Here is a 24,210-nt window from a genome sequence, read left to right on the forward strand (position 1 = left end):
CCGCGCGTGGCGCAACATTCACTGTTGCGCCGCTCAAAGGAGCAGACCCATGAATTATCAATGGCTAACCCTGTGGCACTATGGTGGTACGTTTCTGACGGCCACCTGGCTGACATTGCAGGTCACCCTGCTGGCTTTTGCACTGGCGATAACACTTGGCCTGTTAGCGGCGCTGGCAAAAGCCTCATCGCTGGCACCGGTACGCTGGCTGAGTCACGGCTATGTGGAGTTCATTCGTAACACGCCGGTGCTATTACAAATTTTCATTATTTTCTTCGGGCTGCCCTCACTCAGCATCACCATGAGTGCAACAACAGCCGGGATACTGGCATTAGGCATTAATGTCGGCGCCTACTTATCGGAAACCTTTCGGGCCGGCATTCAATCTGTACCGAAAGGCCAACTGGAAGCCGCCTGGATTCTGGGTATTCCACGTCGGCACATTTTCCTGAGCGTAGTGCTGCCACAGGCCACACGCGCTGTGTGGCCTGCCATTATCAACAACCTGATCCAATTGCTGTTAGGTACCTCGTTGTTATCCGCCATTGCCCTGCCGGAACTGACGGGCACCGCAACCGTCATCAATGCCCGCACATTGCTGTATATCCAGACCTTCAGCATTGTGACGGTGATTTATTTGCTGCTCAGTAATCTGTTTTCATGGCTGGGCCATCTGGCAGGAAGGCGTCTGTTTACCCCTCCGCTGGTCACACCGGTAAAAAAGCCCGTCGCCGGGCGGATAAAACAATGGCTGACTAATTCGCTGCTAAAACGGGAGAATGCGCTATGAACGACATCATCAGCAGCTCACTACCGTTGCTGTTAACCGGGCTTGGTACCACGCTGGTGCTCTCGGTAGCAGCGATTATTGGCAGTACGTTGCTCGGCTTGCTGGCAGCGGTGCTACGCACCAGCCGATTGCCCATCGCCCGACAACTCGCCCTGCTGTACATCGAGCTGTTTCGCGGCACACCAGTGCTGATTACGCTGATGTTTATCTACTTTGGCGTCGCTTATTTCGGTTATGACATTAACCTCTTCGCCGCCGGGATCCTGGGGCTGAGTATTTATCAGGGCGCTTATATCGCAGAAGTGTTCCGCGCTGGTATTGAATCGGTTCCCAAAGGGCAATGGGAAGTATCGTGGATTTTAGGGTTATCCAAACGCCAGACCTTTCTCAGTGTGATCCTGCCCCAGACACGTGGCATCGTGCTGCCCCCGCTGACTGGGCAATACCTGTCGCTGATTAAGGATACCTCAATAGTCAGCATGATTGGCATGTCAGAGCTGATGCATCAGGGGCAGGCAATTGTCGATCGCATCGGCCAGCCGGTCATCATTTATGGGCTGGTCGCCCTGCTATATTTCGCCGTTTGTTTTCCGCTTTCCCGTTGGGTTCAACATCACCAGGCCAGGAGCCAGTTATCATGAGCAAATCCGCCATTACACTGAGCCGTATTTCCAAATCATTCGGCACCACCCAGGTGTTGAAAGCCATCAGCCTTGACGTCTCACCAGGTGAAGTGTTGGTGCTAATTGGTGCATCCGGTTCCGGCAAAAGCACCGTATTGCGTATTATGAGCGGCCTGGAAAGTGCCGACAGCGGCGAGATTTGGGTCAATGATGTGCCGTTGCATGATACCAACCGCAGCCATGAGATCTGTGGCCACGTTGGCATGGTGTTTCAGCAATTTAACCTGTTTCCACACAAAACGGCGCTTGGCAACGTGACCTTAGCGCTGATAAAAGCACAAAAATTACCTGAAGCCGAGGCCACGAAACGCGGTATGGCTGCACTGGAACGTGTCGGGCTGGCGGAGCGCGCGCACCACTATCCTGCGCAGTTATCCGGCGGGCAACAGCAGCGGGTTGCCATCGCCCGGGCATTGGCGGTTGAACCCAGGATTATGTTCTTTGATGAAGCCACGTCTGCACTCGACCCTGAGCTGGTCGGTGAAGTAATGGAAGTCATGCGCAGTCTGGCTCGTGACGGCATGACGATGGTGGTGGTAACCCACGAAATGGGCTTCGCACGCAAAACAGCTGACCGTGTAGTGTTCATGGATCAAGGCATAATCGCAGAACAAGGGTCGCCCGAGCAGATTTTCGTGCATCCGCAGAATCCCCGTACCCAACAGTTTTTATCCCGCGTACTTGAACATTAACAGGAGGCGTCATGTCGATTCACTTTCCGTTGCAGGCTGATGGCTTACTGGATGCGCCACACACCGCACCGCGTTTTAAATCTGTTGCCGGTAGCGGTGCGGAATACTTGCCCATAGGAACGCCGGTACTAAGCAGTGAAAAGGTGTTCTCCCCATTGATGTTGATGAAGCAGTCCGCTTTGGAGAACAACTTGCGCCAGTTGGCGGCCTTCTGCCGCGAGCGAGGCGTGATGCTGGCAGCTCATGGCAAGACATCTATGTCGTCGACTGTTTTGCGCCGGGCGATTACCGAAGGTGGCGCATGGGGCATCAGCGCCGCGACGCCTGCGCAAGTGCGTGCACTGCGTCACTTCGGCATTCGTAATGTTTTTCTTGCCAATCAGTTGGTTGACCCTGCGGGTATCCGCTGGATAGCGCAATGGCAACAACAGCACCCCGACCATGGTTTCCTCTGCTACGTCGATTCACTACACGGGGTAAAACTGCTGGAACAGCATCTTGGTCATAGCCGTATCTCGGTGTTGCTGGAGATGTCAGTCAGCGGCGGCCGTACTGGTTGCCGCTCACTTAAGGACGCTGTGATGATTGCCGACGCCATCGCGGCAAGCCCATCGTTACAGTTGGTTGGTGTGTCAGGGTATGAAGGTGCATTGGGCGCCGGGCGGGATGCCTCCGGTATCGCACGAGTGAAATACTATTGCCACATGCTAATCACCACCGCCGCACAGCTGGCGGAAAAGCGCTTATTCGGCAGCGACAACATTATCCTTAGCGCCGGTGGTGGGGCGTGGTTTGATGTGGTCACAGACTGTTTGACTAGCGCCCGGTTGCCATTACCGATTATCCCCTTAATCCGCTCCGGTGCCTATATGGCGCATGATAATGGTCTCTATGCGCGTATCGCACCATTCGCCCAGCCCGGTAGTCACCACCATTTCACTGCCGCACTGGAAATCTGGGGGCGCGTGTTGTCACGTCCAGAACCTGGACTGGCATTTCTCGATTTTGGTCGACGCGATGTGCCATTCGATCAAGATTTACCTATTCCGTTATGGATCCGCCAGGCAGACGGCAGCGCGGCACGTTCGGCCGCGCAGTTGCGCATCACGGAAGTTAACGATCAGCACGCGTACCTCATCCTGCCAGACACAGAACCACTACAGCCCGGAGACTGGGTGGGCTGTGGCATTTCCCATCCTTGTACGGCATTTGATAAATGGCGCTACCTGCCATTGGTTGATGACCATTACTGCGTAACGGATTCACTGGAAACCGTATTTTAAGACGCTAACCTCGGCCCCTCGGATGTGGTTATACCATTATGACGATTGAAAATGACTGAATGACAAACACCGCGGCAATAAGACCTTAAACACAAACGGTGTTACAGCAGATTTGATTTAACGTGGGAGGAGGAACGGCTGGCAAAAGCATCGCAAGGGGAATGGGTAAAAAGGGAACGGGTAATAGGGAGACTATTACCCTTTTCATATCAGGCAGATGGGGTTACTGAAGCCGCCATTTTTTTCAAATCCTGATCAATAAAGAACAAGCCGCCTTCCTGTGCATTCACCATACCCAGCTTGTCGAGAATGGATTTGAACAGTTTTTCTTCTTCGTGCTGTTCCGACACATACCACTGCAGGAAATTAAAGGTGGAATAGTCCTGCAATGTCATAGCAGCATGAGCCAGTTCATTGATTTTTTGGGTAATCAACTGCTCATGCTCATAGGTCAGTTTGAAGACATCCTGCAACGAATCAAACTCGATCGGCGGTGCGGCAATCGCGCCCAATTGCGGCATGCTGCCGGTGTCGTTCAGATAATCGAACAGGCGTTGCATGTGATCCATCTCTTCACGGGAATGTGATTTCAGGAAAGCCGATGCACCTTCAAAACCTTTATCGCCACACCAGGCGCTCATCTGCAGATATAAATTGGCGGAGTAAAATTCAAGATTAAGCTGTTCATTCAGCTTTTGAATCATTTCTTTTTTTAACATGGCCGTTCCTTATTTTACTGGCAGGTGACTGGTTTTCTTATTATGCCTGTAAAAGACGAAATTTAAAACATTTCGTTAACACGAAATTGCAATAAATCCTTTATAACTTCAATGCATTATCATTTAGTTATGCGAATAATTTTCATTATTCACATAGTTAGAAATGGCTTTGATAATTATTTTCATTACTTTTTTATTAAGCATTCTGGGTTTATTAAAAATCCAGGTTTATAAAAAATAAAGTCAGTATGCTTGTCTGCATAATATGCCTGACACCGGCATATTCCCCTTCGCTCACCAGTGCACTCATGCCGGAGACAATGTCGCCAGAACACTGACCAGCCCAACCACCAGAACAGACAACAACAGTTCTGCCATCGTCAACCGAAGAAAATAACCGTAAGCAGCATGCCCAGCATGCTGAAAGCGCGGTACTACCCAGTAACGATTGAACAACGCTAACAGTACCATGGCAGCGACCAGAAAAACCTTCACCGCCAGCAACGCGCTATACACCCCGAACGGCGGCAATGGCCAGCCGAGAATCAATCGGGCATTCACCAAACCAGTCAGGATTGCCAGCGCAACCGCCAGATGACCGAAACGAGAAAAGCGCATCATCGTTAGGATGGCATCGTCACGTGCCGACACCCGCTGCGCATCCCGTAATACCGGCAATAAAGGAGGCAGTCCGCCGACCCAAAATGTCACCGACAGCAAGTGTATCGCCTGACTCAAGCCATGCACTATCCCGGGCCATCCCTCCAACATCGCCGCGTGACCTACCCACGCCATACCACAGAGCTGGGCTACGCCAGACACCAGCATGCCCGTTAGCCATCCACTGCGGTGCCAGAACACCATCGCACACGTGATTAACGCCAGCGCCGGTTGCCAGATCCATAGCATCCCGAAACGGGTACCCAGTACGGCATACCAGGTACTCACATCACCGATATTACGCCAGTCACCGCTCATCAATCCGGTCTGAGCCGCCAGGATGCCAACAGCGGTCAACACCGCTACGATGCTGCTGAACACCATCACCCCATACAACCGTAACACCAACTGCGCACGGTAGGTACGGGGGGACAGTAACCGACAATAACAGACTGTCCCCACCAGCAACATGAGGCTAGAAAAATGTCCGATACGCAATGCAGCGTATACCGCCTCCAGCAGCATCAGCCAATCACTATCGTATTATTTGACGTCAAAACGATAGTTTCCCTGCGTTTTATGACCATCGACAGACAACACATGCCAGGAAACCTGATAGCTACCACTGGCTAACGGCTTTTCAATCGGCACCACCATTACATTATGGTGATCACTTTCTACCGTCGCCTTGCCTACCGACACCGCCTGCCCCGCTAGCGTCAATTCAACGCCACTGAACGCAGGTTCGATATCTTCAGAAAAAAGCAGCGTCAGAGAAGACGGTGCTGTTTGTGCTGCAACCACCTGGTCTGCCGCTGGAGTCTGGCTTTTGAGATGGGCATGCGCCAGTGCAGCCTGAGAGATAAACAGGCTTCCCACGAACAGTACTGCATTCATCACCGGAAAAAACGTACGCTTCAACATTGTCTTATCCTTTCTAATCATTTTCTGTTGTGTTCAGTTAACGCAAAACAACGGCAAGGATACGGGCCGCCCACCGCCTTGTCGAGGGTCCGCAGAGTAACAGGATTTGCCAATTCCGCACTTCTGCTTTACTTTTGTGGCGCAACAAAGAGGAGGCAATCATGGGATACAATCTGGCCGACCTGCCTTATGAAGAAATGGAAAAGGTCAATGTGGATTTGGCGGCATCTGGCGTGGCGTTTCGCGAACGCTATAATATGCCGGTGATCATGGATGAAATCGAACAGCAACAACCCGCACATCTGCGTCCCTATTTTCGCGAAAGGGTCAGTTACTACCGGGAGCTATCCCACCAGTTCTCCACCTTACCGTACGACCCAAACAGCAAATAACGGCGCCATTCATTAGTACAAACTCACAGCAACGCTATCCAATACAAACGGATAGCGCCTGATTACCCACCCTATACAATTTTCGCCATCGTTTCTCTATTCAATTAGCCCTTGCCTGCTCAATTCTTCGCCGTCATTTGCTGGCCAAAAAAGCACTTTTTCACTTGCATCTCCTCACAAACAGGAGGTTAATAAACAGGCATACCAACCTTTTACCAAGCGAGGCACAATATGAGTAAAGGAATGGACAGCAAGAAAAACGCCAAGAAAAAACCGCTGAAAACCGCCGAGCAAAAACGGGCGGAAAAACGGGCTAAACGGGCTCAACCGCAGCCTGAAATTAGCTGAAACTAACTGCGTTGCCATAGGTTTCGTTGTTCACCGAACAGAGCACCATTAAGGCAACATCCTGCGATCACCCTCTGCCTCCTGACACCCGGTGATCGCAGTTCCAACGCTTCCCGTCTGGCTTCTCGCTTTTCTTGTCTGGTTTTTAGTAGCGTTTTTCTGGTACGGCCTTTTCTGACGTTAGGGCTCAACAAACCACGTGCCAGTCTTGCTCCGCTTCCCCTGTCCGGTGTACTAACCCTGCAAAGTCTGGCTTTCAAGCAGCATTAACAGGAAGGTGAATTCCTGGGCAATGTCTTCAAACTGGGCCAAACGGCCAGATTTACCGCCATGACCCGCCCCCATATCGGTGTGTAACAACAACAGATGATCGTCGGTTTTCAGTTCACGCAGTTTCGCGACCCATTTGGCCGGTTCCCAATACTGAACTTGTGAGTCGTGCAGGCCGGTCGTCACCAGCAAATGGGGATAGCACTGCGCCGAGATGCGGTCATAAGGGCTATATTGCTTGATGTACTGGTAATCAGCCGCGTTATTCGGATTACCCCACTCATCATATTCGCCGGTGGTGAGCGGGATGGACTCATCCAACATGGTCGTGAGTACATCGACAAACGGCACCTGCGCCACCACCCCATAAAACAGCGAAGGCACCATGTTTATAACCGCCCCCATCAGTAACCCACCAGCGCTGCCCCCCATGGCGAAGGTTTTTTTCGGGTCACCATAGCCTTGCGCCAGCAACGCTTGCGTAACATCGATGAAGTCGGTAAAGGTGTTCATCTTGTTGAACAACCGCCCCTGATCGTGCCATTGCTGTCCCAATTCCCCACCGCCACGAATATGCGCCAGCGCATACACGAAACCACGATCCAGTAAGCTTAAACGACTGCTACTGAACTCTGGATCCATACTGCTGCCATAAGCGCCATAGCCATAAACCAGCAATGGGCTCTGCGCCAGTTTGCAGTCTTTGTGATACACCAGCGATACCGGTACCGATTCACCATCACGGGCGGTTATCCAGACTCGTTCGCTGCGGTAATTGTCGGCATCAAAATTTTTTACCGCGGATTGTTTGAGTACCGCCTGCACACCGGTTGCCATATCCAGTTCATAGATGGTCATCGGCGTGGTCATTGAAGAGTAACCGTAGCGCAGTTGTGTGCTCTCGAACGTTGGGTTATAGCTCAGCCAGCTCACGTAGGCTGGGTCATTAAACGCAATCTGGCGAGAGACTGCCGTCTGCCAGTGAATATAGCGAATCTGGGTCAACCCGCGCTCACGCTCTTCAACCACGTACCACTCATCAAACAGTGCGAACCCTTCCAGCACACAGTCCGGGCGTGGGGTGACCAATGGCTGCCAGGTTGATTCGTTGGCATCGTGAGCACGATAAAAGCCGAAGGTTTTGCCGTCTTTGTTGGAACGAACATAAAAATCATCACGAAAATGGTCAATCACATACTCGTGATCCGCCCGCCTCGGTAAAAACACCCGCGGTTTTGCCTGTGGGTCAATCGCATCCAACAACAGAATTTCTGTACTGGTAGTACTTTCCAGATAGAGCAGGATATAGCGCTCGGACGTGGTTTTATCGAGGCTGAGATAAAACGTATCATCTGTTTCTTCATACACCAGCGCATCCTGCTGCGAATCATCCCCCAGACGATGGCGATACACCTGATAAGGCAGCAACGTCTGCGGGTGTTTACGCACATAATAGAGCGTGCGAGAGTCTGCCGCCCATTCACTACCGGCAGACACATTCTCCAGCCGGTCCTCCAGCCACTCACCGGTGGTCAGGTCCTGAAACGTCACCACATACTGCCGACGGGAGAGCAAGTCTTCTGCCACGCTCATCAGTCGATTATCAGGGCTTACCCCCAACGCACCAAGGCTGTAGAACTCATTGCCAGCCGCCCGTTGATTGCCATCCAGCAATACCTGCCAGGTATCGGCCCCCGTTTCCTGCTCCGGCTGGCGCTGATAAATAGCGTAATCTTTGCCGGGCTCGTAACGACTTTGGTAGCGGTAGCCGCGTTTCACATAAGGCACCGAAACATCTTCACCGGGGATCCGCGCCACCATTTCCTCGTACAACGTACGACGCAGTGCTTCATGAGGCGCCATCACCTGTTCGCAATAGCGATTCTCTTGCTGTAACCAGGCCAGCACATCCGGATTGTTGCGTTCATCATCCCGCAGCCAATAGTAGTTATCGATACGGGTATCGCCATGCATTGTCATCTTATGCGGGCGTTTTTCGGCTTGCGGCGCGCTCATGCACATCACTCCTTTCCATTCATTTATCAGACACTGCCTTATCATCATCGCCCCACACTGGCAAACCAGCCATGGCGCAACGGCAAATGCCCAAAGCCTGTCATGAATCAGTAGGGGAATCCAGCCTATACCGAGATCTGCACGGATTTTCACTCGCTTTTGCGTACCGGTACGCGAGTGATGCCAAACGCAAACGTTTTCGTTTATACTGCGGCCACGTTCGGGCCATAGTCCGCCCGTGTTTACCCCCTCTTTTCACAACACCATCAGGTATCAGGTTATGTTAACAATGGGAACAGCCCTGCGTCCCGGCGCCACTCGCGTTATGCTGCTAGGTTCCGGTGAGCTGGGAAAAGAAGTAGCGATTGAGTGTCAGCGTTTGGGAATCGAGGTGATTGCGGTTGATCGCTATGCTGATGCCCCGGCGATGCAAGTCGCTCACCGCAGCCATGTCATCAATATGCTGGACGGTGACGCATTAAAACAGCTGGTGTTACAGGAACGCCCGGACTATATCGTGCCGGAGATCGAAGCTATCGCTACCGATATGCTGGTCGCTCTGGAACAGCAAGGGCAGCGAGTCGTGCCTTGCGCTGAGGCCACCCGCCTGACCATGAATCGCGAAGGTATCCGTCGATTGGCAGCAGAAACGCTGGGGTTACCCACATCCAGTTATCGCTTTGCCGCCGACGAAGCGGCATTTCGTCAGGCTGCGCAGGAATTAGGTTTTCCCTGCATCGTCAAACCCGTTATGAGTTCGTCAGGGAAAGGCCAGAGTCTTATCCGTTCACCGGAGCAATTGGATCACGCCTGGCGCTACGCACAGGAAGGCGGCCGGGCCGGTGGCGGAAAAGTGATTGTCGAAGGTCTGGTGAAGTTCGATTTCGAAATCACATTATTGACCATCCACGCCGCCGACGGCCTGCACTTCTGTGACCCTATCGGCCACCGTCAGGAAGATGGCGATTACCGTGAATCCTGGCAGCCACAACACATGAGCGACCTGGCGTTGGCGCGGGCTAAAGAGATTGCTGGCAACGTAGTAAAAGCGCTGGGTGGGTTCGGTTTGTTTGGCGTGGAGCTGTTTATTTGTGGCGATGACGTCATTTTCAGTGAAGTGTCGCCACGCCCGCATGATACCGGTATGGTGACGCTCATTTCACAAGATCTGTCCGAGTTCGCTTTGCATGTCCGCGCGTTTCTCGGCTTACCGATCGGCACAATTCGCCAGTACGGACCATCCGCCTCAGCGGTTATCCTGCCAGAGCTAACCAGCAACGATGTGCGCTATCAAGGTCTGGAACAGGCTCTAAAGCCGCATACCCAGATTCGCCTCTTCGGCAAGCCAGACATAAGCGGACGGCGTCGTATGGGGGTCGCGCTGGCGACGGCCGACAATACTGAGGCAGCGGTAGAGCTAGCGAAATCCTGCGCGTCTGCCGTCAGCGTAAACGGCTGATATCCTGTATAAGACGGGCCTGTCGGCTCGTCGATTCAGAATGCAAAAAAAGCCCGCATGCGGGCTTTTTGATATGAAGAAAGGGATAACGCTATCAGGCTGTTGCGCCAGCAACCGCTTCACGCGCCAGCGCGGTGATACGGTCGTAGTCACCACTTTCCAACGCATCAGCGGGCACCAGCCAGGAACCGCCAACACACAGCACACTTTTCAGCGCAAGATAGTCACGATAATTCTTCAGTGAGATACCGCCGGTTGGGCAGAAGCGAATTTTGCCAAACGGACCGGCAATCGCCTGCAATGCCTTCACACCGCCATTTGCTTCAGCCGGGAAGAATTTAAACTCACGTAATCCGTAGTCCATCCCCAACATCAGCTCGGACACGGTGCTGATCCCAGGGATCAACGGAATAGTGCCTTCTGTTGCTGCTTTCAATAACGGTTCGGTCAGGCCGGGGCTGATGGCAAACTGCGCACCCGCTGCGGTCACTTCCGCCAGCTGCTGTGGGTTGGTAACGGTACCTGCGCCAACGATAGCGTCCGGCACTTCCTGTGCGATCAGGCGAATAGCCTCTACCGCACAATCGGTACGCAACGTTAACTCCAGGACACGAACGCCACCCGCTACCAGGGCTTTCGCCATCGGTACCGCGTGTTCCAGTTTGTTAATCACAATAACAGGAACAACCGGACCGGCTGTCAGAATTTGTTCCGCACTGGTTTTCCAGTTTTTCATCGAGGGTAATCTCCAGTCATGCCCAACGGGCATTGATTAATATCTGGCGCGCCCCTGCCACAGGGATCCGCAGTTACCCACGGATGTCCGACCGCACCGTCAGCCAAAAAAACGCTAACGGCCTCACTCCACCTTTCGGCGGTGCAAAACCGCTTTATTCCACTTCGTTCCAGGAACGCCCATCACGGGTAATCATGGCAACAGACGCCACCGGTCCCCAGGTCCCGGCCTGATAAGGCTTGGGAGAATCGTTGTCCATTGCCCAGGCATCCATAATGGAGTCCACCCATTTCCAGGCTTCTTCCACCTCGTCACGACGCACAAACAGCGCCTGAATGCCGCGCATGCTTTCCAGCAACAACCGCTCATAGGCATCCGCCAAATGTTGCTGATTAAAGGTTTCGGAGAAACTCAGGTCGAGTTTGGTGGTCTGCAACCGATGCTTGTGGTCCAGCCCAGGGATCTTGTTAAGGATCTGGATTTCGACCCCTTCGTCCGGCTGCAGGCGGATGATCAACTTGTTCTGTGGTAACTGCTGATAGGAGTCATGGAACAAATTGAGGGCCGGGTTTTTAAAGTAAACGACCACTTCCGAGCATTTCGACGGCAAACGCTTGCCGGTGCGCAAGTAGAACGGTACGCCGGACCAACGCCAGTCGTCGATATCAACACGAATCGCCACAAATGTTTCGGTATTGCTAGCCTTGTTGGCCCCTTCTTCTTCCAGGTAGCCAGGGACTTTTTTGCCCTGCACAAAGCCGCCGGTGTACTGACCACGTACGGTTACGTCATGCACATTAGAGCGATCGATACGGCGCAACGAGCGCAGCACCTTCACCTTTTCATCGCGAATACGATCGGTGCTCAGGTCCGCAGGCGGCGACATGGCAATCATGGTCAGAATTTGCAACAGATGGTTTTGGATCATGTCACGCATCTGTCCGGCCTGATCGAAATACCCCCAGCGCCCTTCAATCCCCACTTCTTCCGCCACGGTAATCTGGACGTGATCGATAGTGCGGTTATCCCAGTTGTTGGCAAACAGGGAGTTGGCAAAACGCAGCGCCAGCAAATTCAGCACGGTTTCTTTGCCAAGGTAGTGGTCGATACGGTAGACCTGACACTCGTTAAAGAACTCCGCCACCTGGTTGTTGATAACCCGGGATGATGCCAGATCAGTACCCAACGGCTTTTCCATCACCACGCGGGCGGGCTCTTTGTTAAGGCCCGCTGTCCCCAGACCACGGCAGATGGCGCCGAATGTGCTGGGCGGCATAGCGAAATAGTTGATGGTGGTACGATTTTGCTGATCGAGCATCGTTCCCAGACGATTGAACCCCTCGGTATCTTCCACATCAAGGTTGCAGAAATCGAGGCGGCTGCTCAATGTTGCCCATAGCGCCGCATCAAGCGGCTCTTTGAGAAAGGTTTCCAACGCTTCGCGCACCACGCCGACATACGTGTCGCGGTCCCACGCTGCACGCCCGACACCAATGATGCGGGTTTCTGGATGAATATGGCCTGCTTTTTCCAGTTGATACAGTGAAGGCAGCAATTTACGGCGCGCAAGATCGCCCTTCGCACCGAAAATAACCAGGTCACACGCCTGGGCTGTTGACGTTACCGCCATTTTCAATCTCCTCATTGCAGGACGCTGTAATTTTATTACATCAATAATGTACTCTTTTTGACGCAAGCCAGTAAACCCGTAAGAAAACCACATTATCGACTGACTCTGATATCATAAGGCCTCAGAACCTGTTGTGCCGATGAAGGAAACGAGTCTGGCATCCGCCTAAAAGAGAAATTTTCCATCGTTTCTGACAGTCAATTACTGTTCTGAAAGTTAGACACACATCATGTTCTGACAAAAAAAGCCGATCGCTGGGTGTGTCCACCTCTGCCAACCGTAGCGGGCTCGTAGTATATTTCACAAAATCCGCATCGGTTTCACCTTTGGCTGAAATCCAAAATACCATAGATGGTCGTTGTCATATGAATATGCTGGAAAAAATCCAGAGTCATCTGGAGCTGTTGAGCAAGTCAGAACGAAAGGTGGCGGAGGTTATTCTTGCCTCACCACAAACAGCCATCCACTCCAGTATCGCCACTCTGGCTGGCATGGCTGAGGTCAGCGAGCCTACCGTTAACCGCTTCTGTCGTCGTCTGGACACCAAAGGCTTTCCCGATTTTAAACTGCATCTGGCGCAAAGTCTGGCCAATGGTACGCCTTACGTGAACCGCAACGTAGAGGAAGACGACTCGGTAGAGTCTTACACCAGTAAGATTTTCGAATCCACCATGGCCGCGCTGGAACAGGTGAAATCATCTCTGGATATCCAGGCTATCAACCGCGCGGTAGACCTGCTTACCCAGGCGCGCAAAATTTCCTTCTTCGGGTTTGGCGCCTCGGCTGCGGTAGCCCACGATGCAATGAACAAGTTCTTTCGCTTCAATATCCCCGTGGTTTACTTTGACGACCTGGTTATGCAGCGCATGAGCTGTATGAACTCCGGCGAAGGCGACGTGGTGGTGCTGATTTCACACACCGGACGCACGAAAAGCCTGGTGGAGATGGCGCGGCTGGCGCGAGAAAACGACGCGACCGTGATCGCCATTACCTCGGAAGGCTCGCCGCTTTCTCGCGAAGCCTCGCTAGTCCTGCAGGTTGATGTACCGGAAGATACCGATGTTTATATGCCGATGGTGTCGCGTATCGCACAGTTAACACTGATCGACGTGCTGGCAACCGGCTTTACTCTGCGGCGCGGTGCAAAATTCCGCGATAACTTGAAGCGGGTCAAGGAAGCATTACGCGAATCGAGATTTGATAAGGAAGAACGATTCAGCAACCCGTTCAACTAATTATGCTATAACATCAACATCGGGTGACAAGGAGTGATATCGATGATAAGACCGACCTGTCGCCCAATCATAACTACAGGCGCGGCATCCGGACAGCGCAGAGCGGCAAAAACGGCGCTATACCGTGCCCTCGCCTGACGGCATTACCACATTACAACAGCTTCACCAGTCAACGGAGTTATACATGTCCAGACGGCTCAGAAGAACCAAAATCGTTACCACGCTGGGGCCGGCTACGGACCGCGACAATAATCTGGAAAAGATCATTGCCGCAGGCGCAAACGTAGTCCGCCTGAACTTTTCTCACGGTACGCCGGAAGACCATCTGCTGCGGGCAGACAAAGTTCGCGAAATCGCAGCTAAACTTGGCCGCCATGTTGCCATTCTGGGTGATCTTCAGGGGCCCAAGATTCGTGTATCGACCTTCAAAGAAGGGAAAATTTTCCTGAATGTCGGCGACAAGTTCCTGCTGGATGCCAACCTGGAAAAAGGCGAAGGCGACAAAGAGAGAGTGGGTATCGACTATAAAGGATTACCCAACGATGTGGTTCCAGGTGATATTCTGCTGCTGGATGATGGCCGTGTGCAGTTAAAAGTACTGGCAGTCGATGGCATGAAAGTGTTCACCGAAGTCACTGTCGGCGGCCCGCTGTCTAACAACAAAGGCATCAACAAACTCGGTGGCGGCCTGTCGGCGGAAGCGCTGACGGAAAAAGATAAAGCAGACATCGTTACTGCAGCCAAAATCGGCGTAGATTTCCTGGCAGTCTCCTTTCCTCGTACTGGCGAAGACCTGCACTATGCCCGTCGTCTGGCTCGCGAAGCTGGTAGCAACGCCAAAATCGTTTCCAAAGTAGAACGTGCGGAAGCCGTATCAACGGATGAAGCGATGGATGACATTATCCTTGCTTCTGATGTGGTCATGGTTGCTCGTGGTGATCTGGGCGTGGAAATCGGCGACCCGGAACTGGTCGGTATCCAGAAAAAACTGATTCGCCGTGCTCGTCAGTTGAACCGTTCCGTTATTACGGCGACGCAGATGATGGAGTCGATGATCACCAATCCGATGCCAACCCGCGCGGAAGTGATGGACGTCGCCAACGCCGTACTCGACGGCACCGATGCCGTGATGCTCTCTGCAGAAACTGCGGCGGGTCAGTACCCGGCAGAGACAGTTGCCGCGATGGCTAAAGTGTGTCTGGGCGCAGAAAAGATCCCCAGCATCAATGTCTCCAAGCATCGCCTTGACGTGCAGTTCGATAACGTGGAAGAGTCAATCGCCATGTCCGCTATGTATGCGGCCAACCACCTTAACGGTGTGACCGCGATTATCGCCATGACCGAATCCGGCCGCACCGCACTGATGATGTCTCGTATCAGTTCAGGCCTGCCGATTTTTGCCATGTCGCGTCATGAGCATACCCTTAACCTGACTGCCTTGTACCGCGGTGTCACTCCGGTGCAGTTCACCAGCTATACCGATGGCGTCGCTGCGGCGAATGATGCGGTACTGCTGCTGCGTGACAAAGGCTTCCTGGTCTCCGGCGATCTGGTTATCGTGACCCAAGGGGACGTGATGGGAACGGTCGGAACCACCAATACTGTGCGCGTACTGCGGGTTGAATAACCGCCTATAGGCAACGCCGGTGATACCCGGTAATCGCACTATCGTGCATCTTAGGTAGTAATAAATGGGGCTGTTGACGCTGCCCCATTTTTTTACTCATTCACCAGTGGCACCCTCTACCCTGCGTTCGTTTTTTGCCTGATCCACGTAGGGCTAACGCGCCCCCGCCACAGGCTCGCTATCTAGCCCACCGGAGAGATTGGCGCGGCTACGTTTGATCTGTCCGTTGCTGTAATACACGTCATAACCACCAGAAAGATTGCTACGACTGGTACTGCTTGAACCATCACTGTAGTTGGTATCCAATCCACCAGAGCGATTTGCACGACTGGTGCTACTGGTACCGTCACTAAAGTGGGTATCGTAGCCACCCGACAGATTAGCCCGGCTGGTACTACTTCGCCCATCACTGTAGTGGGTATCAAATCCCCCCGATAGATTAGTACGACTGGTCGATGTAGAGCCGTCGTTATAGCGACAATCCTGACCACCGGACAGATTGGCGCGACAACTCTCCGCCAGGGAAAAAGGAATATGTGCAGTCAGTAACGCAAGACATAAAAGTGATTTATTCATAAAAACCAACCTTTCATCCAAAAGGGATATATACCCTTCATACGCCGAGTTGCAGGCATGTGGCTGCACTACTCGAATTATTTTGGGTATAACACCAGTCAGGAATAGCGTTCTGGTTATCTGGCAAATTGGGCTTCATTGCCATAACACCTATCGCTATTTCCTGACCGGTAAATTATTGCCATCTGCGCAAATACTACTGTTTCTTTTATTATTGCGCGATGTTCATCTTATTGTTTATTGACCAACGGACGTTTTATTGGGCATTCGTGGTGGTATTTTTTATGTCGTCCTGTTTTTCTCCGGTACTGGCTTTCGTTTTTTCCCTGGTATTAGCGCTATCAGTATGATGTTTTTTCACCACCTTCTTCGCTGACTTCTCTTCAGCTTTCGTTTGTGTTTGTGCCGTGGCCTTTTCAGGTTTTATGGTTGCATCCCCACTGGCATTGGCTTTCACGGCTGATGCGTCAAGCTCTGCCCGTTTGGCTGCGTCCGTGTTGGCTTTATCCACCGCCTTACCCAGTGAAGACTCCGCCGATGCGGGTGTCGTACTGGCTGCCGTGGCGTTAGTTGCGCTTTTTTCCACCGTGGTGGTCGCTGCGTTGGCAGTTACATAAGTCGTTGCCAGTAAAACGCCTAAAAACAGTGGTTTCAGATTCATGGTTGAAATCCTTCAGCAGAAATTTTTTTATTAGCCGGAATTAAATAAGCAATCTCACATTATTTATGGTGGCTAACGGTTGAAGTCATAACAGAGCGGCTTCGGGGGTTATTAAATCAAAAGCGATAATAAAAAGAATATGGAATAGTCTGAGAAAAAAAGAGCGGTATTCAACGCTATTTTTAAATTTTTTTATAAGTTCCAGCGGTTATTAAATTAAGCAGAGGTTAACTGTTACAGATTATGTATTTCCTGTCGAGTCTTATGTACCGGACACCTACGTGTTGGGTACACAGCACAAAAATAGCATCTTAAAAACGCAGATAAGGCAACCTATAACCCGGTGAAAACCAATAAGGGCGATACTTATGGTATCGCCCTTATTGGCTGAGCTCTTAAACCACGCGTATGATTTATTTCTTGCGCGGGTACAAATCTTTGCGCAAATAGGGCTCAGTTTCCCCCGGTTTACGGGTTTTCAACAGCTTCAGAATCCAGGTGTACTGCTCAGGATTCGGCGCCACCAGATGCTCGACTTCTTCATTCATACGACGGGCGATAGTATGATCGTCTGCGCCATTGATGTCGCTCATTGGCGGGCGGATATAGATATCCAGTTGTGACGTTTTGCCGTTATAGACCGGAAACAGCGGTACGATTTCAGCCCGGCAGACCTTCATCAAACGGCCAATAGCAGGGAGTGTCGCTTTATAGGTCGCAAAGAAATCGACGAACTCGCTATGCTCCACGCCATGATCCTGATCTGGCAGATAATACCCCCAATACCCTTCGCGCACCGACCCAATAAACGGCTTGATTCCATCATTACGGGTATGCAGACGACCACCAAAACGACGGCGCAAGGTATTCCACAAATAATCCTGTAGCGGGTTTTTCTGATTGTGCATCATGGCCGCCATTTTCTGACCTTGCCAACTCATCAGCATCGCGGGGATATCGACAGCCCAGCCATGTGGCACCATGAAAATAATATTACGCTGCTGCTCCCGCAACGCATCGACAATCTCCATACCGTGCCAGCAAACGCGACGATAAGCGTGGCTTGCTGGCAATATTGCCAGTTCCACCATCATCAACATCGCCTGCGGCGCGGTCGCAAACATTTCATCAATAATATGCTCGCGTTCGTTTTCCGTCAGTTGCGGCATGCATAACAACAAATTGATGCGTGCGCGCCGCCTGGCACCTTTAGAAAATCGCCCTACCCACCGACCTAGCGTCCCCAGGATAGGATCGCGCAGACGGGCGGGAATACATGCCAGCAGTGCCATTACCCCGACCACCAACCAAATTCCCCAGTAACGCGGATGCAAAAAAGCCGACGTAAACTGTGGGATGAATTCAGCGTTGGTTTTTCTTTCTTTCTTCTCTTGTTCCATGCAACCACTCTTCATCACAAAATCGGGTTAATGATAATCGCTACCCGATGTTTTGCAATTGAACACGCACTGGCCAGACATTTGCCCGTACGTGATAAAAAAACAGCCGGCAGCGTTGACTGCCGGCTGTCAATCATCCACAACGACACTCAGTCCAGTTGCAGTTGAGGTAGAACTTCGCGCACATGCGCCAGATAATCACGACGTTCTTTACCCATCAAGCCCTCAGAGCGTGGCAATTTCGCTGTGAGCGGGTTAACCGCCTGCTGGTTAATCCACAGTTCATAATGCAGATGTGGGCCAGTTGAGCGTCCGGTATTGCCGGATAACCCAATTCGGTCGCCGCGTTTCACCTTCTGCCCTGGCTTCACCAGCAAGCGGGTCATATGCATATAGCGGGTGGTATACTGACGCCCGTGACGCAAGGCGACGAAATTACCGGCCTCGCTATCACGCTCTGCAACAACCACTTCACCATCACCCACCGCCAGCACCGGGGTGCCTACCGGCATAGAAAAGTCGACGCCACGGTGCGGCGCAATGCGGCCGGTGACCGGATTGAGACGACGTGGATTGAAATTAGAAGACACCTTGAACTGCTTCATGGTGGGAAAGCGCAGGAATCCACGCGTCAGGCCTGAACCTTCCCGGTCGTAGAATTTGCCGTCTTCAGCGCGGAACGCATAGTAATTTTTCCCGCCTGTACGCAAGCGAACGCCCTGCAACTCACTCTGCTCGCTGTGACCATCCAGGATCTCGCGGGAAATCAACACAGCAAAGCTATCGTCTTTACGCAACTTGCGGAAATCCAGTTGCCATTGCAATGCACGAATCACTTCGCGCACTTCGCTACTGGTCAACCCAGCAGCCTGAGCACTGCTGGCAAAACTGCCGTCGAGCCGTCCGGTCAGCACCTTGTTTTGCCAGTCGCCCTCAACGTTTTCGATTTCCTCACGGAAGGCGTCGCCGCTGCGAGTATACGTGCGGCTTTCACGTCGAGAAACTTGCCAGGTCAGGGTTTGCAACGCACCATCTACATCCAACGTCCAGCTCAATTGCTGGCCAATTTTTAAATTCCGCAGCGCCGCATTCTTGTCCGCCAGTGCGGCAATATCGGACATATCAATGCCATACTGGGTCAGAATACTGCTTAGTGTGTCACCGGTAGAAACAACGTACTCATGCGTATTATCAGAGTCTTTGTCATCCAGCTCGTCGCTGGCAATACCATTAGTCGTTGAGGGTTGGTCCAGCGGTTCACTGTTAACTTCGGAAACATCCGTCGTTGGTGCAGAGGCAGCCGTTTGCTGGGCAGCGACAGGCGGCAACGGATTACTGTCCAGAGGTTCACTGGCAGGAGGGTTCAGAGCCTGGCTCTGGGTCTGTGTTTGCGTTTTTTCGCTTTCCGCGTCTCTTACGATAACAGGTGCGTCATTGACTGGTGGATATGTCATTGGCCGCCAGACAGCGGCGGCCAGTGTAACAACAGTCAGTGACCCCAACATCACACGGTGAGGTCGGGGCAGGCTGTTATACGCCAGAGCGATAGTTCGGACTATCTGCTGCACTTATTCCTATCCTCATGATTTTTCCTTCAGGCAGCTCAAATACTGTTCAGACAGTTGCGACAGAAAACGCACATAGCTGTCTTGATCCAGTGCAATGTCACTTCCCAATGGGTCCAGCACGCCGATGCGCACGTCAGTTCCCTTGGCGACAGCATTGATGACCGCTGGCCTGAATTGTGGTTCAGCAAAAACGCAAACCGCTTTATGCTCAACCAACTGTGTTCGTATTTGGTTTAAACGCTGTGCGCCGGGTGCAATAGCCGGGTTGATAGTAAAATGCCCCAGCGGGGTCAACCCGTAATGCTGTTCGAAGTAGCCATAGGCATCGTGGAACACGAAATACCCCTTGCCACGCACAGGCGTCAGCATATTAACAATATTTTTATCTGCCTGTGCAAGTTTCTCAGTGAATTTACGCAGATTTGCATCCAGTTTGTCTTTATTCTGCGGCATGAGTTCCACTAATTTTGCATGAATCGCAATGGCCGACGCCTGCGCCATTTCCGGCGACAGCCAGATATGCATATTAAACTCACCGTGATGATGCCCATCATCATCGCTATCCTGATGATTTTCAGGCTCATTGCTGTGATCATGCTCGAGGCTGGCGTGATTGTCATGATCAGCGTCATGATGCGTATCATTTTCTGCTGCCGCCTGTTCAGGATGTGATTCTTGTAACAATAGCGTGCGGATTGCCGGTTGCTGGCTTAAGGCGATTTGCCGCTCTGCAGGTAATGGCTGTAACGCTTTAGATAGAAAGGCTTCCATTTCTGGACCGACCCAGATAACCAGTTGCGCCGATTTAAGGCGCTGTACATCAGACGGACGTAGTGCATAATCATGCGGCGATGCGCCGTCCGGGAGTAGCACTTCCGTGGGTGTCACACCGTCGGCGATAGCGGCGGCAATAAATGCCAGCGGGCGGATAGAGGTGACCACGGCAGCACAGGCCGTCGACGCACTAGCCAAAGCAGCCAATAATGCACCCGTGGCGAGCACGGTGTTTAGCCATTTATAATGAGTTATTCGCAACATACCTAATCATCCGTCGATTTATTAACAAAAACGCGTTATATTATAACGTCACACATCCTCTGCAAACAGAATTCTATGTCAACGCTGGTTTCACTGGAAAATATTGGCGTGCAGTTTGGCAACAAATCTGTACTCAATGATATTTCTTTTACATTGCAGGCTGGTCGTATTTTGACGTTGCTTGGGCCAAATGGCGCGGGGAAATCCACGCTGGTAAGGGTGGTGCTGGGTTTGCAACCTCCCACCCGCGGTACACTGACGCGGTCTGCGGGTCTTGGCATTGGGTATGTACCGCAAAAACTGCATCTGGACCCTACCTTGCCCTTAACGGTAAAACGCTTTATGCAATTACGCCCAGGGGTGAAGACGCAAGACATTATGCCGGCATTAAAACGTGTGCAGGCAGGCCATCTGCTTGAACAGCCGATGCAAAAGCTCTCGGGTGGCGAAACCCAACGCGTTTTGTTAGCGCGCGCGATCCTCGCCCGTCCACAACTGTTGGTGTTGGACGAACCCACGCAGGGGGTCGACGTCAATGGACAGTTGGCGTTGTACGAGCTGATTAATCAATTGCGGCAAGAGTACCAATGCGGTGTGTTAATGGTTTCCCACGATCTGCATCTGGTGATGGCGAAAACCGATGAGGTTCTGTGTCTTAATCAACATATTTGTTGTTCGGGCACGCCGGAAGTCGTGTCGCTGCACCCGGAATTTTTAGCCATGTTCGGCCACCGTGGTGCCGGACAGCTGGCTATTTACCGCCATCATCACAATCACCGTCACGATCTGAACGGAAAAATTATCTTAAAACGACAGGATGGTAATAACGCATGATTGAGTTGTTGTTGCCCGGCTGGCTGGCAGGGGTATGTCTGGCTGTGGCGGCAGGTCCGCTTGGTTCTTTTGTCGTGTGGCGCCGTATGTCCTATTTTGGTGATACTCTCGCCCATGCTTCATTACTCGGCGTCGCGATAGGGTTATTGTTAGGCGTTAACCTGTTCTATGCGGTGATCGCCATTACCCTGTTGCTGGCGGTGGGTCTGGTCTGGTTGGAGAGACGCCCAGGACTAGCGATCGATACCCTGCTCGGCATTATGGCGCACAGTGCACTGTCATTGGGTCTGGTAGTAGTCAGTCTGATGAATAATGTCCGCGTCGACCTGATGGCGTATTTGTTTGGCGACCTGCTGGCCGTCACCAGTGAAGATTTGTGGCTGATAGGGCCGGGTGTACTGCTGGTACTCGCTGTGTTGGGGTGGCAGTGGCAGGCGCTACTCTCCATGACAGTCAGCCCTGAACTGGCGCACGTTGACGGTGTAGCTATCGCTCGCACCAAACTGATTCTGATGCTGGTCACCGCATTAACCATCGGGCTGGCGATGAAATTTGTCGGTGCACTGATCATCACTTCACTGTTGATTATCCCTGCCGCTACCGCACGCCGATTTTCCCGCACACCGGAACAGATGGCTCTTTGCGCGATGGGCGCAGGTATTCTGGCTGTCACCGGTGGGCTTGCCTTCTCAGCAGAAGCGAATACACCAGCGGGCCCTTCCGTTGTGCTATGCGCATCACTGCTGTTCATTCTCAGTCTGCTAAAAAAGCAGGCTGCTTGATCTGGCGTATCGCGCTACGGTAAAACAATCCCCACCTGTTGCAAGAACCAGAGTTGCCGCCAGCTTATAAACTGGCGGCAATAACGGATAGATGTGGTTGACTCTATCGTCTTGTCCTATTTACTCACCATGTTCACGAGTTAGCCCGAAATGGCGATAGGCATGCTGTGTCGCAATGCGCCCCCGTGGCGTACGTTGCAGAAAACCCTGCTGAATCAGGTAAGGCTCCAGCACATCCTCAATGGTTTCGCGTTCTTCGCCGATAGCCGCCGCCAGATTGTCCAACCCCACCGGACCACCCATAAATTTATCGATAACCGCCAGCAGCAGTTTGCGGTCCATATAATCAAAACCTTCGGAGTCAACCGCCAGCATATCCAACGCCTGCACAGCGACGTCTGCTGAAATTGCACCGTCTGATTTCACTTCGGAGAAATCTCGCACCCGGCGCAGCAGTCGATTAGCGATACGCGGCGTACCGCGTGACCGGCGGGCTATCTCCAGCGCACCGTCACCCGTCATATCCAACCCCAGACATTGCGCACTGCGTTGCACGATATGCTGTAAATCAGCCACCTGATAGAACTCGAGGCGCTGCACAATACCAAAACGATCTCGTAGCGGTGATGTCAGCGAACCCGCGCGGGTTGTCGCACCGACCAACGTAAAAGGCGGCAAATCCAGCTTGATGGAACGTGCCGCTGGCCCCTCACCTATCATGATGTCCAACTGATAATCTTCCATCGCAGGATAGAGCACCTCCTCCACCACCGGTGACAGACGATGAATTTCGTCGATAAACAGCACATCATGTGGTTCAAGGTTAGTGAGCAGCGCCGCTAGATCGCCTGCTTTTTCCAGCACAGGTCCGGAGGTCGTACGCAGATTGACGCCCATCTCGTTAGCGACAATATTCGCCAGTGTGGTTTTCCCCAACCCCGGCGGGCCGAAAATCAACAGATGGTCAAGCGCATCACCTCGTTTGCGGGCCGCCTCGATAAAAATCTCCATCTGTTCCCGCACCACCGGCTGTCCGACATACTCTGACAGCAGCTTAGGACGAATGGCGCGATCCAGTATCTCTTCATCAGAGGCTGCCGCAGGTGAAATCAGACGATCGGCTTCAATCATATATACCTCACAACGCAGCGCGCAGCGCGTCCCTGATCAGGGTTTCGCAGTCAGCGCCCGGTCGAGAGACTTTACTCACCATCCTGCCCGCTTCCTGTGGTTTATAACCGAGTGCGACCAGCGCAGCTTCAGCCTCAGCCAGCGGGTCCGTTTCCGGTGTTGCATTCCCGGTTGCCGTTGGCAAGGCGATATCACTGGCGGCATTAAACAAATCGCCATTCAGGCCTTTAAAGCGATCTTTCATTTCCACAACCAGCCGCTCGGCGGTTTTCTTGCCGACTCCCGGCAATTTCACCAGCGCGTTAATTTCCTGGCGTTCCACCGCGCTGACAAACTGCTGAGCCGACATGCCTGATAGAATCGCCAGTGCCAGCTTCGGCCCCACGCCATTGACTTTGATCAGTTCACGAAACAAAGAGCGCTCTTGTTTATTGTTAAACCCAAACAACAGTTGCGCGTCTTCACGCACCACAAAATGGGTAAAAATCACCGATTCCTGACCGAGATCCGGCAACTCGTAAAAGCAGGTCATCGGCATATGCACTTCATAACCCACCCCCCCAACTTCCAGCAGTACCTGCGGGGGTTGTTTTTCTACAATAATGCCTCTGAGTCTACCTATCACGTGATGCTCCTGCGGTATGGGCTAAGGTGTAATTCTGTATCATAAAAAAAGGCTGGATAGATATCCAGCCGAATATACGAAAAACGCGTGCGCACTTCAGGAATGGGCGTAATACGCTGCATTACTCTGCT

At 52.3% G+C, this 24,210-nt stretch carries 23 protein-coding genes; 10 read left to right on the plus strand and 13 right to left on the minus strand.

The window, feature by feature from the left end:
- Positions 1 to 49 precede the first annotated feature (49 nt).
- From DZE2538_RS09970 to DZE2538_RS09985, 4 genes are read left to right on the plus strand one after another with little or no spacing between them, the layout of a single operon-like run.
- Complete coding sequence (locus tag DZE2538_RS09970; RefSeq protein ID WP_038916240.1) at positions 50 to 790, plus strand: amino acid ABC transporter permease; 741 nt, start codon at positions 50 to 52, stop codon at positions 788 to 790.
- A complete protein-coding gene (locus DZE2538_RS09975; RefSeq protein WP_019845028.1) occupies positions 787 to 1,431 on the plus strand; it encodes an amino acid ABC transporter permease in 645 nt (214 codons plus the stop codon). The genes DZE2538_RS09970 and DZE2538_RS09975 overlap by 4 nt, the downstream gene beginning before the upstream one ends.
- Positions 1,428 to 2,165 carry an amino acid ABC transporter ATP-binding protein gene (locus tag DZE2538_RS09980; RefSeq protein ID WP_012884847.1) on the plus strand — a complete coding sequence of 246 codons (738 nt, stop codon included), beginning with the start codon at positions 1,428 to 1,430 and terminating at the stop codon, positions 2,163 to 2,165. The genes DZE2538_RS09975 and DZE2538_RS09980 overlap by 4 nt, the downstream gene beginning before the upstream one ends.
- Before the next feature lie 11 nt (positions 2,166 to 2,176).
- Positions 2,177 to 3,448, plus strand: a complete 1,272-nt coding sequence (locus DZE2538_RS09985; RefSeq protein WP_038916241.1) for an alanine racemase — start codon at positions 2,177 to 2,179, stop codon at positions 3,446 to 3,448.
- 209 nt (positions 3,449 to 3,657) lie between these two features.
- Here the strand turns inward: DZE2538_RS09985 and ftnA are convergent, their stop codons facing one another.
- From ftnA to copC, 3 genes are all read right to left on the minus strand, one after another.
- Entirely contained in the window at positions 3,658 to 4,167 is a 510-nt protein-coding gene (gene ftnA, locus DZE2538_RS09990) for a non-heme ferritin (RefSeq protein WP_012884849.1), read from the minus strand.
- Between the two features lie 306 nt (positions 4,168 to 4,473).
- Positions 4,474 to 5,352, minus strand: coding sequence for a copper homeostasis membrane protein CopD (gene copD / locus DZE2538_RS09995; protein WP_038916242.1), 879 nt, complete (start codon positions 5,350 to 5,352; stop codon positions 4,474 to 4,476).
- 18 nt (positions 5,353 to 5,370) lie between these two features.
- Complete coding sequence (gene copC, locus DZE2538_RS10000; RefSeq protein WP_019845025.1) at positions 5,371 to 5,751, minus strand: copper homeostasis periplasmic binding protein CopC; 381 nt, start codon at positions 5,749 to 5,751, stop codon at positions 5,371 to 5,373.
- 161 nt (positions 5,752 to 5,912) lie between these two features.
- On the opposite strand from copC, the gene DZE2538_RS10005 reads away from it, so the two are divergent.
- The gene (locus DZE2538_RS10005; RefSeq protein ID WP_019845024.1) at positions 5,913 to 6,143 is read left to right on the plus strand and encodes a DNA polymerase III subunit theta; all 231 of its coding nucleotides are present in this window, start codon (positions 5,913 to 5,915) and stop codon (positions 6,141 to 6,143) included.
- A 582-nt stretch (positions 6,144 to 6,725) separates the two neighbouring features.
- Here the strand turns inward: DZE2538_RS10005 and DZE2538_RS10010 are convergent.
- Positions 6,726 to 8,777: a S9 family peptidase gene (locus DZE2538_RS10010; protein ID WP_038916243.1), complete on the minus strand. Its 2,052-nt coding sequence runs from the start codon at positions 8,775 to 8,777 to the stop codon at positions 6,726 to 6,728.
- Between the two features lie 280 nt (positions 8,778 to 9,057).
- On the opposite strand from DZE2538_RS10010, the gene purT reads away from it, so the two are divergent.
- Positions 9,058 to 10,236 carry a formate-dependent phosphoribosylglycinamide formyltransferase gene (purT, locus tag DZE2538_RS10015; protein WP_038916244.1) on the plus strand — a complete coding sequence of 393 codons (1,179 nt, stop codon included), beginning with the start codon at positions 9,058 to 9,060 and terminating at the stop codon, positions 10,234 to 10,236.
- 94 nt (positions 10,237 to 10,330) lie between these two features.
- Here the strand turns inward: purT and DZE2538_RS10020 are convergent, their stop codons facing one another.
- Positions 10,331 to 10,972, minus strand: a complete 642-nt coding sequence (locus DZE2538_RS10020) for a bifunctional 4-hydroxy-2-oxoglutarate aldolase/2-dehydro-3-deoxy-phosphogluconate aldolase (RefSeq protein ID WP_012884856.1) — start codon at positions 10,970 to 10,972, stop codon at positions 10,331 to 10,333.
- A gap of 154 nt (positions 10,973 to 11,126) precedes the next feature.
- Positions 11,127 to 12,602, minus strand: a complete 1,476-nt coding sequence (gene zwf, locus DZE2538_RS10025; RefSeq protein WP_038916245.1) for a glucose-6-phosphate dehydrogenase — start codon at positions 12,600 to 12,602, stop codon at positions 11,127 to 11,129.
- A gap of 365 nt (positions 12,603 to 12,967) precedes the next feature.
- Between zwf and DZE2538_RS10030 the strand changes: the two genes are divergently transcribed.
- Positions 12,968 to 13,837, plus strand: coding sequence for a MurR/RpiR family transcriptional regulator (locus DZE2538_RS10030; RefSeq protein WP_019845019.1), 870 nt, complete (start codon positions 12,968 to 12,970; stop codon positions 13,835 to 13,837).
- A gap of 184 nt (positions 13,838 to 14,021) precedes the next feature.
- On the plus strand, positions 14,022 to 15,464 hold the full coding sequence (gene pyk / locus DZE2538_RS10035) for a pyruvate kinase (RefSeq protein WP_012884859.1): 1,443 nt from the start codon (positions 14,022 to 14,024) through the stop codon (positions 15,462 to 15,464).
- 153 nt (positions 15,465 to 15,617) lie between these two features.
- On the opposite strand, the gene DZE2538_RS10040 is transcribed toward pyk, so the two are convergent.
- From DZE2538_RS10040 to znuA, 5 genes are all read right to left on the minus strand, one after another.
- Positions 15,618 to 16,040 (minus strand): hypothetical protein, encoded by a 423-nt coding sequence (locus tag DZE2538_RS10040; protein WP_023639782.1) that lies wholly within the window; start codon positions 16,038 to 16,040, stop codon positions 15,618 to 15,620.
- Positions 16,041 to 16,296: 256 nt separating this feature from the next.
- Entirely contained in the window at positions 16,297 to 16,701 is a 405-nt protein-coding gene (locus DZE2538_RS10045; RefSeq protein WP_038916246.1) for a hypothetical protein, read from the minus strand.
- Between the two features lie 413 nt (positions 16,702 to 17,114).
- Positions 17,115 to 18,101, minus strand: coding sequence for a lauroyl-Kdo(2)-lipid IV(A) myristoyltransferase (gene lpxM / locus DZE2538_RS10050; RefSeq protein WP_038916247.1), 987 nt, complete (start codon positions 18,099 to 18,101; stop codon positions 17,115 to 17,117).
- Positions 18,102 to 18,250: 149 nt separating this feature from the next.
- Positions 18,251 to 19,669 (minus strand): murein DD-endopeptidase MepM, encoded by a 1,419-nt coding sequence (mepM, locus tag DZE2538_RS10055; RefSeq protein ID WP_038916248.1) that lies wholly within the window; start codon positions 19,667 to 19,669, stop codon positions 18,251 to 18,253.
- A 12-nt stretch (positions 19,670 to 19,681) separates the two neighbouring features.
- Positions 19,682 to 20,707 (minus strand): zinc ABC transporter substrate-binding protein ZnuA, encoded by a 1,026-nt coding sequence (gene znuA, locus DZE2538_RS10060; RefSeq protein WP_038914022.1) that lies wholly within the window; start codon positions 20,705 to 20,707, stop codon positions 19,682 to 19,684.
- Positions 20,708 to 20,782: 75 nt separating this feature from the next.
- On the opposite strand from znuA, the gene znuC reads away from it, so the two are divergent.
- Positions 20,783 to 21,541, plus strand: coding sequence for a zinc ABC transporter ATP-binding protein ZnuC (gene znuC / locus DZE2538_RS10065; RefSeq protein ID WP_019845013.1), 759 nt, complete (start codon positions 20,783 to 20,785; stop codon positions 21,539 to 21,541).
- Positions 21,538 to 22,323 carry a zinc ABC transporter permease subunit ZnuB gene (gene znuB / locus DZE2538_RS10070; RefSeq protein ID WP_012884866.1) on the plus strand — a complete coding sequence of 262 codons (786 nt, stop codon included), beginning with the start codon at positions 21,538 to 21,540 and terminating at the stop codon, positions 22,321 to 22,323. Before znuC ends, znuB begins: the two co-directional genes overlap by 4 nt.
- Before the next feature lie 120 nt (positions 22,324 to 22,443).
- Here the strand turns inward: znuB and ruvB are convergent, their stop codons facing one another.
- On the minus strand, positions 22,444 to 23,454 hold the full coding sequence (gene ruvB / locus DZE2538_RS10075; RefSeq protein ID WP_019845011.1) for a Holliday junction branch migration DNA helicase RuvB: 1,011 nt from the start codon (positions 23,452 to 23,454) through the stop codon (positions 22,444 to 22,446).
- Between the two features lie 7 nt (positions 23,455 to 23,461).
- Positions 23,462 to 24,079 carry a Holliday junction branch migration protein RuvA gene (ruvA, locus tag DZE2538_RS10080; protein ID WP_038914023.1) on the minus strand — a complete coding sequence of 206 codons (618 nt, stop codon included), beginning with the start codon at positions 24,077 to 24,079 and terminating at the stop codon, positions 23,462 to 23,464.
- Positions 24,080 to 24,210 lie beyond the last annotated feature (131 nt).

This window comes from Dickeya zeae NCPPB 2538 (genome assembly GCF_000406165.1).
GTDB classification, from domain to species: domain Bacteria; phylum Pseudomonadota; class Gammaproteobacteria; order Enterobacterales; family Enterobacteriaceae; genus Dickeya; species Dickeya zeae.

Bases quoted from the DNA above. Each gene is read 5' to 3' on its own strand.
- DZE2538_RS09970 (WP_038916240.1), top strand. From the start codon at position 50: ATGAATTATCAATGGCTAACCCTGTGGCACTATGGTGGTACGTTTCTG.
- DZE2538_RS09975 (WP_019845028.1), top strand. From the start codon at position 787: ATGAACGACATCATCAGCAGCTCACTACCGTTGCTGTTAACCGGGCTT.
- DZE2538_RS09980 (WP_012884847.1), top strand. From the start codon at position 1,428: ATGAGCAAATCCGCCATTACACTGAGCCGTATTTCCAAATCATTCGGC.
- DZE2538_RS09985 (WP_038916241.1), top strand. From the start codon at position 2,177: ATGTCGATTCACTTTCCGTTGCAGGCTGATGGCTTACTGGATGCGCCA.
- ftnA (WP_012884849.1), bottom strand. From the start codon at position 4,167: ATGTTAAAAAAAGAAATGATTCAAAAGCTGAATGAACAGCTTAATCTT.
- copD (WP_038916242.1), bottom strand. From the start codon at position 5,352: ATGCTGCTGGAGGCGGTATACGCTGCATTGCGTATCGGACATTTTTCT.
- copC (WP_019845025.1), bottom strand. From the start codon at position 5,751: ATGTTGAAGCGTACGTTTTTTCCGGTGATGAATGCAGTACTGTTCGTG.
- DZE2538_RS10005 (WP_019845024.1), top strand. From the start codon at position 5,913: ATGGGATACAATCTGGCCGACCTGCCTTATGAAGAAATGGAAAAGGTC.
- DZE2538_RS10010 (WP_038916243.1), bottom strand. From the start codon at position 8,777: ATGAGCGCGCCGCAAGCCGAAAAACGCCCGCATAAGATGACAATGCAT.
- purT (WP_038916244.1), top strand. From the start codon at position 9,058: ATGTTAACAATGGGAACAGCCCTGCGTCCCGGCGCCACTCGCGTTATG.
- DZE2538_RS10020 (WP_012884856.1), bottom strand. From the start codon at position 10,972: ATGAAAAACTGGAAAACCAGTGCGGAACAAATTCTGACAGCCGGTCCG.
- zwf (WP_038916245.1), bottom strand. From the start codon at position 12,602: ATGGCGGTAACGTCAACAGCCCAGGCGTGTGACCTGGTTATTTTCGGT.
- DZE2538_RS10030 (WP_019845019.1), top strand. From the start codon at position 12,968: ATGAATATGCTGGAAAAAATCCAGAGTCATCTGGAGCTGTTGAGCAAG.
- pyk (WP_012884859.1), top strand. From the start codon at position 14,022: ATGTCCAGACGGCTCAGAAGAACCAAAATCGTTACCACGCTGGGGCCG.
- DZE2538_RS10040 (WP_023639782.1), bottom strand. From the start codon at position 16,040: ATGAATAAATCACTTTTATGTCTTGCGTTACTGACTGCACATATTCCT.
- DZE2538_RS10045 (WP_038916246.1), bottom strand. From the start codon at position 16,701: ATGAATCTGAAACCACTGTTTTTAGGCGTTTTACTGGCAACGACTTAT.
- lpxM (WP_038916247.1), bottom strand. From the start codon at position 18,101: ATGGAACAAGAGAAGAAAGAAAGAAAAACCAACGCTGAATTCATCCCA.
- znuA (WP_038914022.1), bottom strand. From the start codon at position 20,707: ATGTTGCGAATAACTCATTATAAATGGCTAAACACCGTGCTCGCCACG.
- znuC (WP_019845013.1), top strand. From the start codon at position 20,783: ATGTCAACGCTGGTTTCACTGGAAAATATTGGCGTGCAGTTTGGCAAC.
- znuB (WP_012884866.1), top strand. From the start codon at position 21,538: ATGATTGAGTTGTTGTTGCCCGGCTGGCTGGCAGGGGTATGTCTGGCT.
- ruvB (WP_019845011.1), bottom strand. From the start codon at position 23,454: ATGATTGAAGCCGATCGTCTGATTTCACCTGCGGCAGCCTCTGATGAA.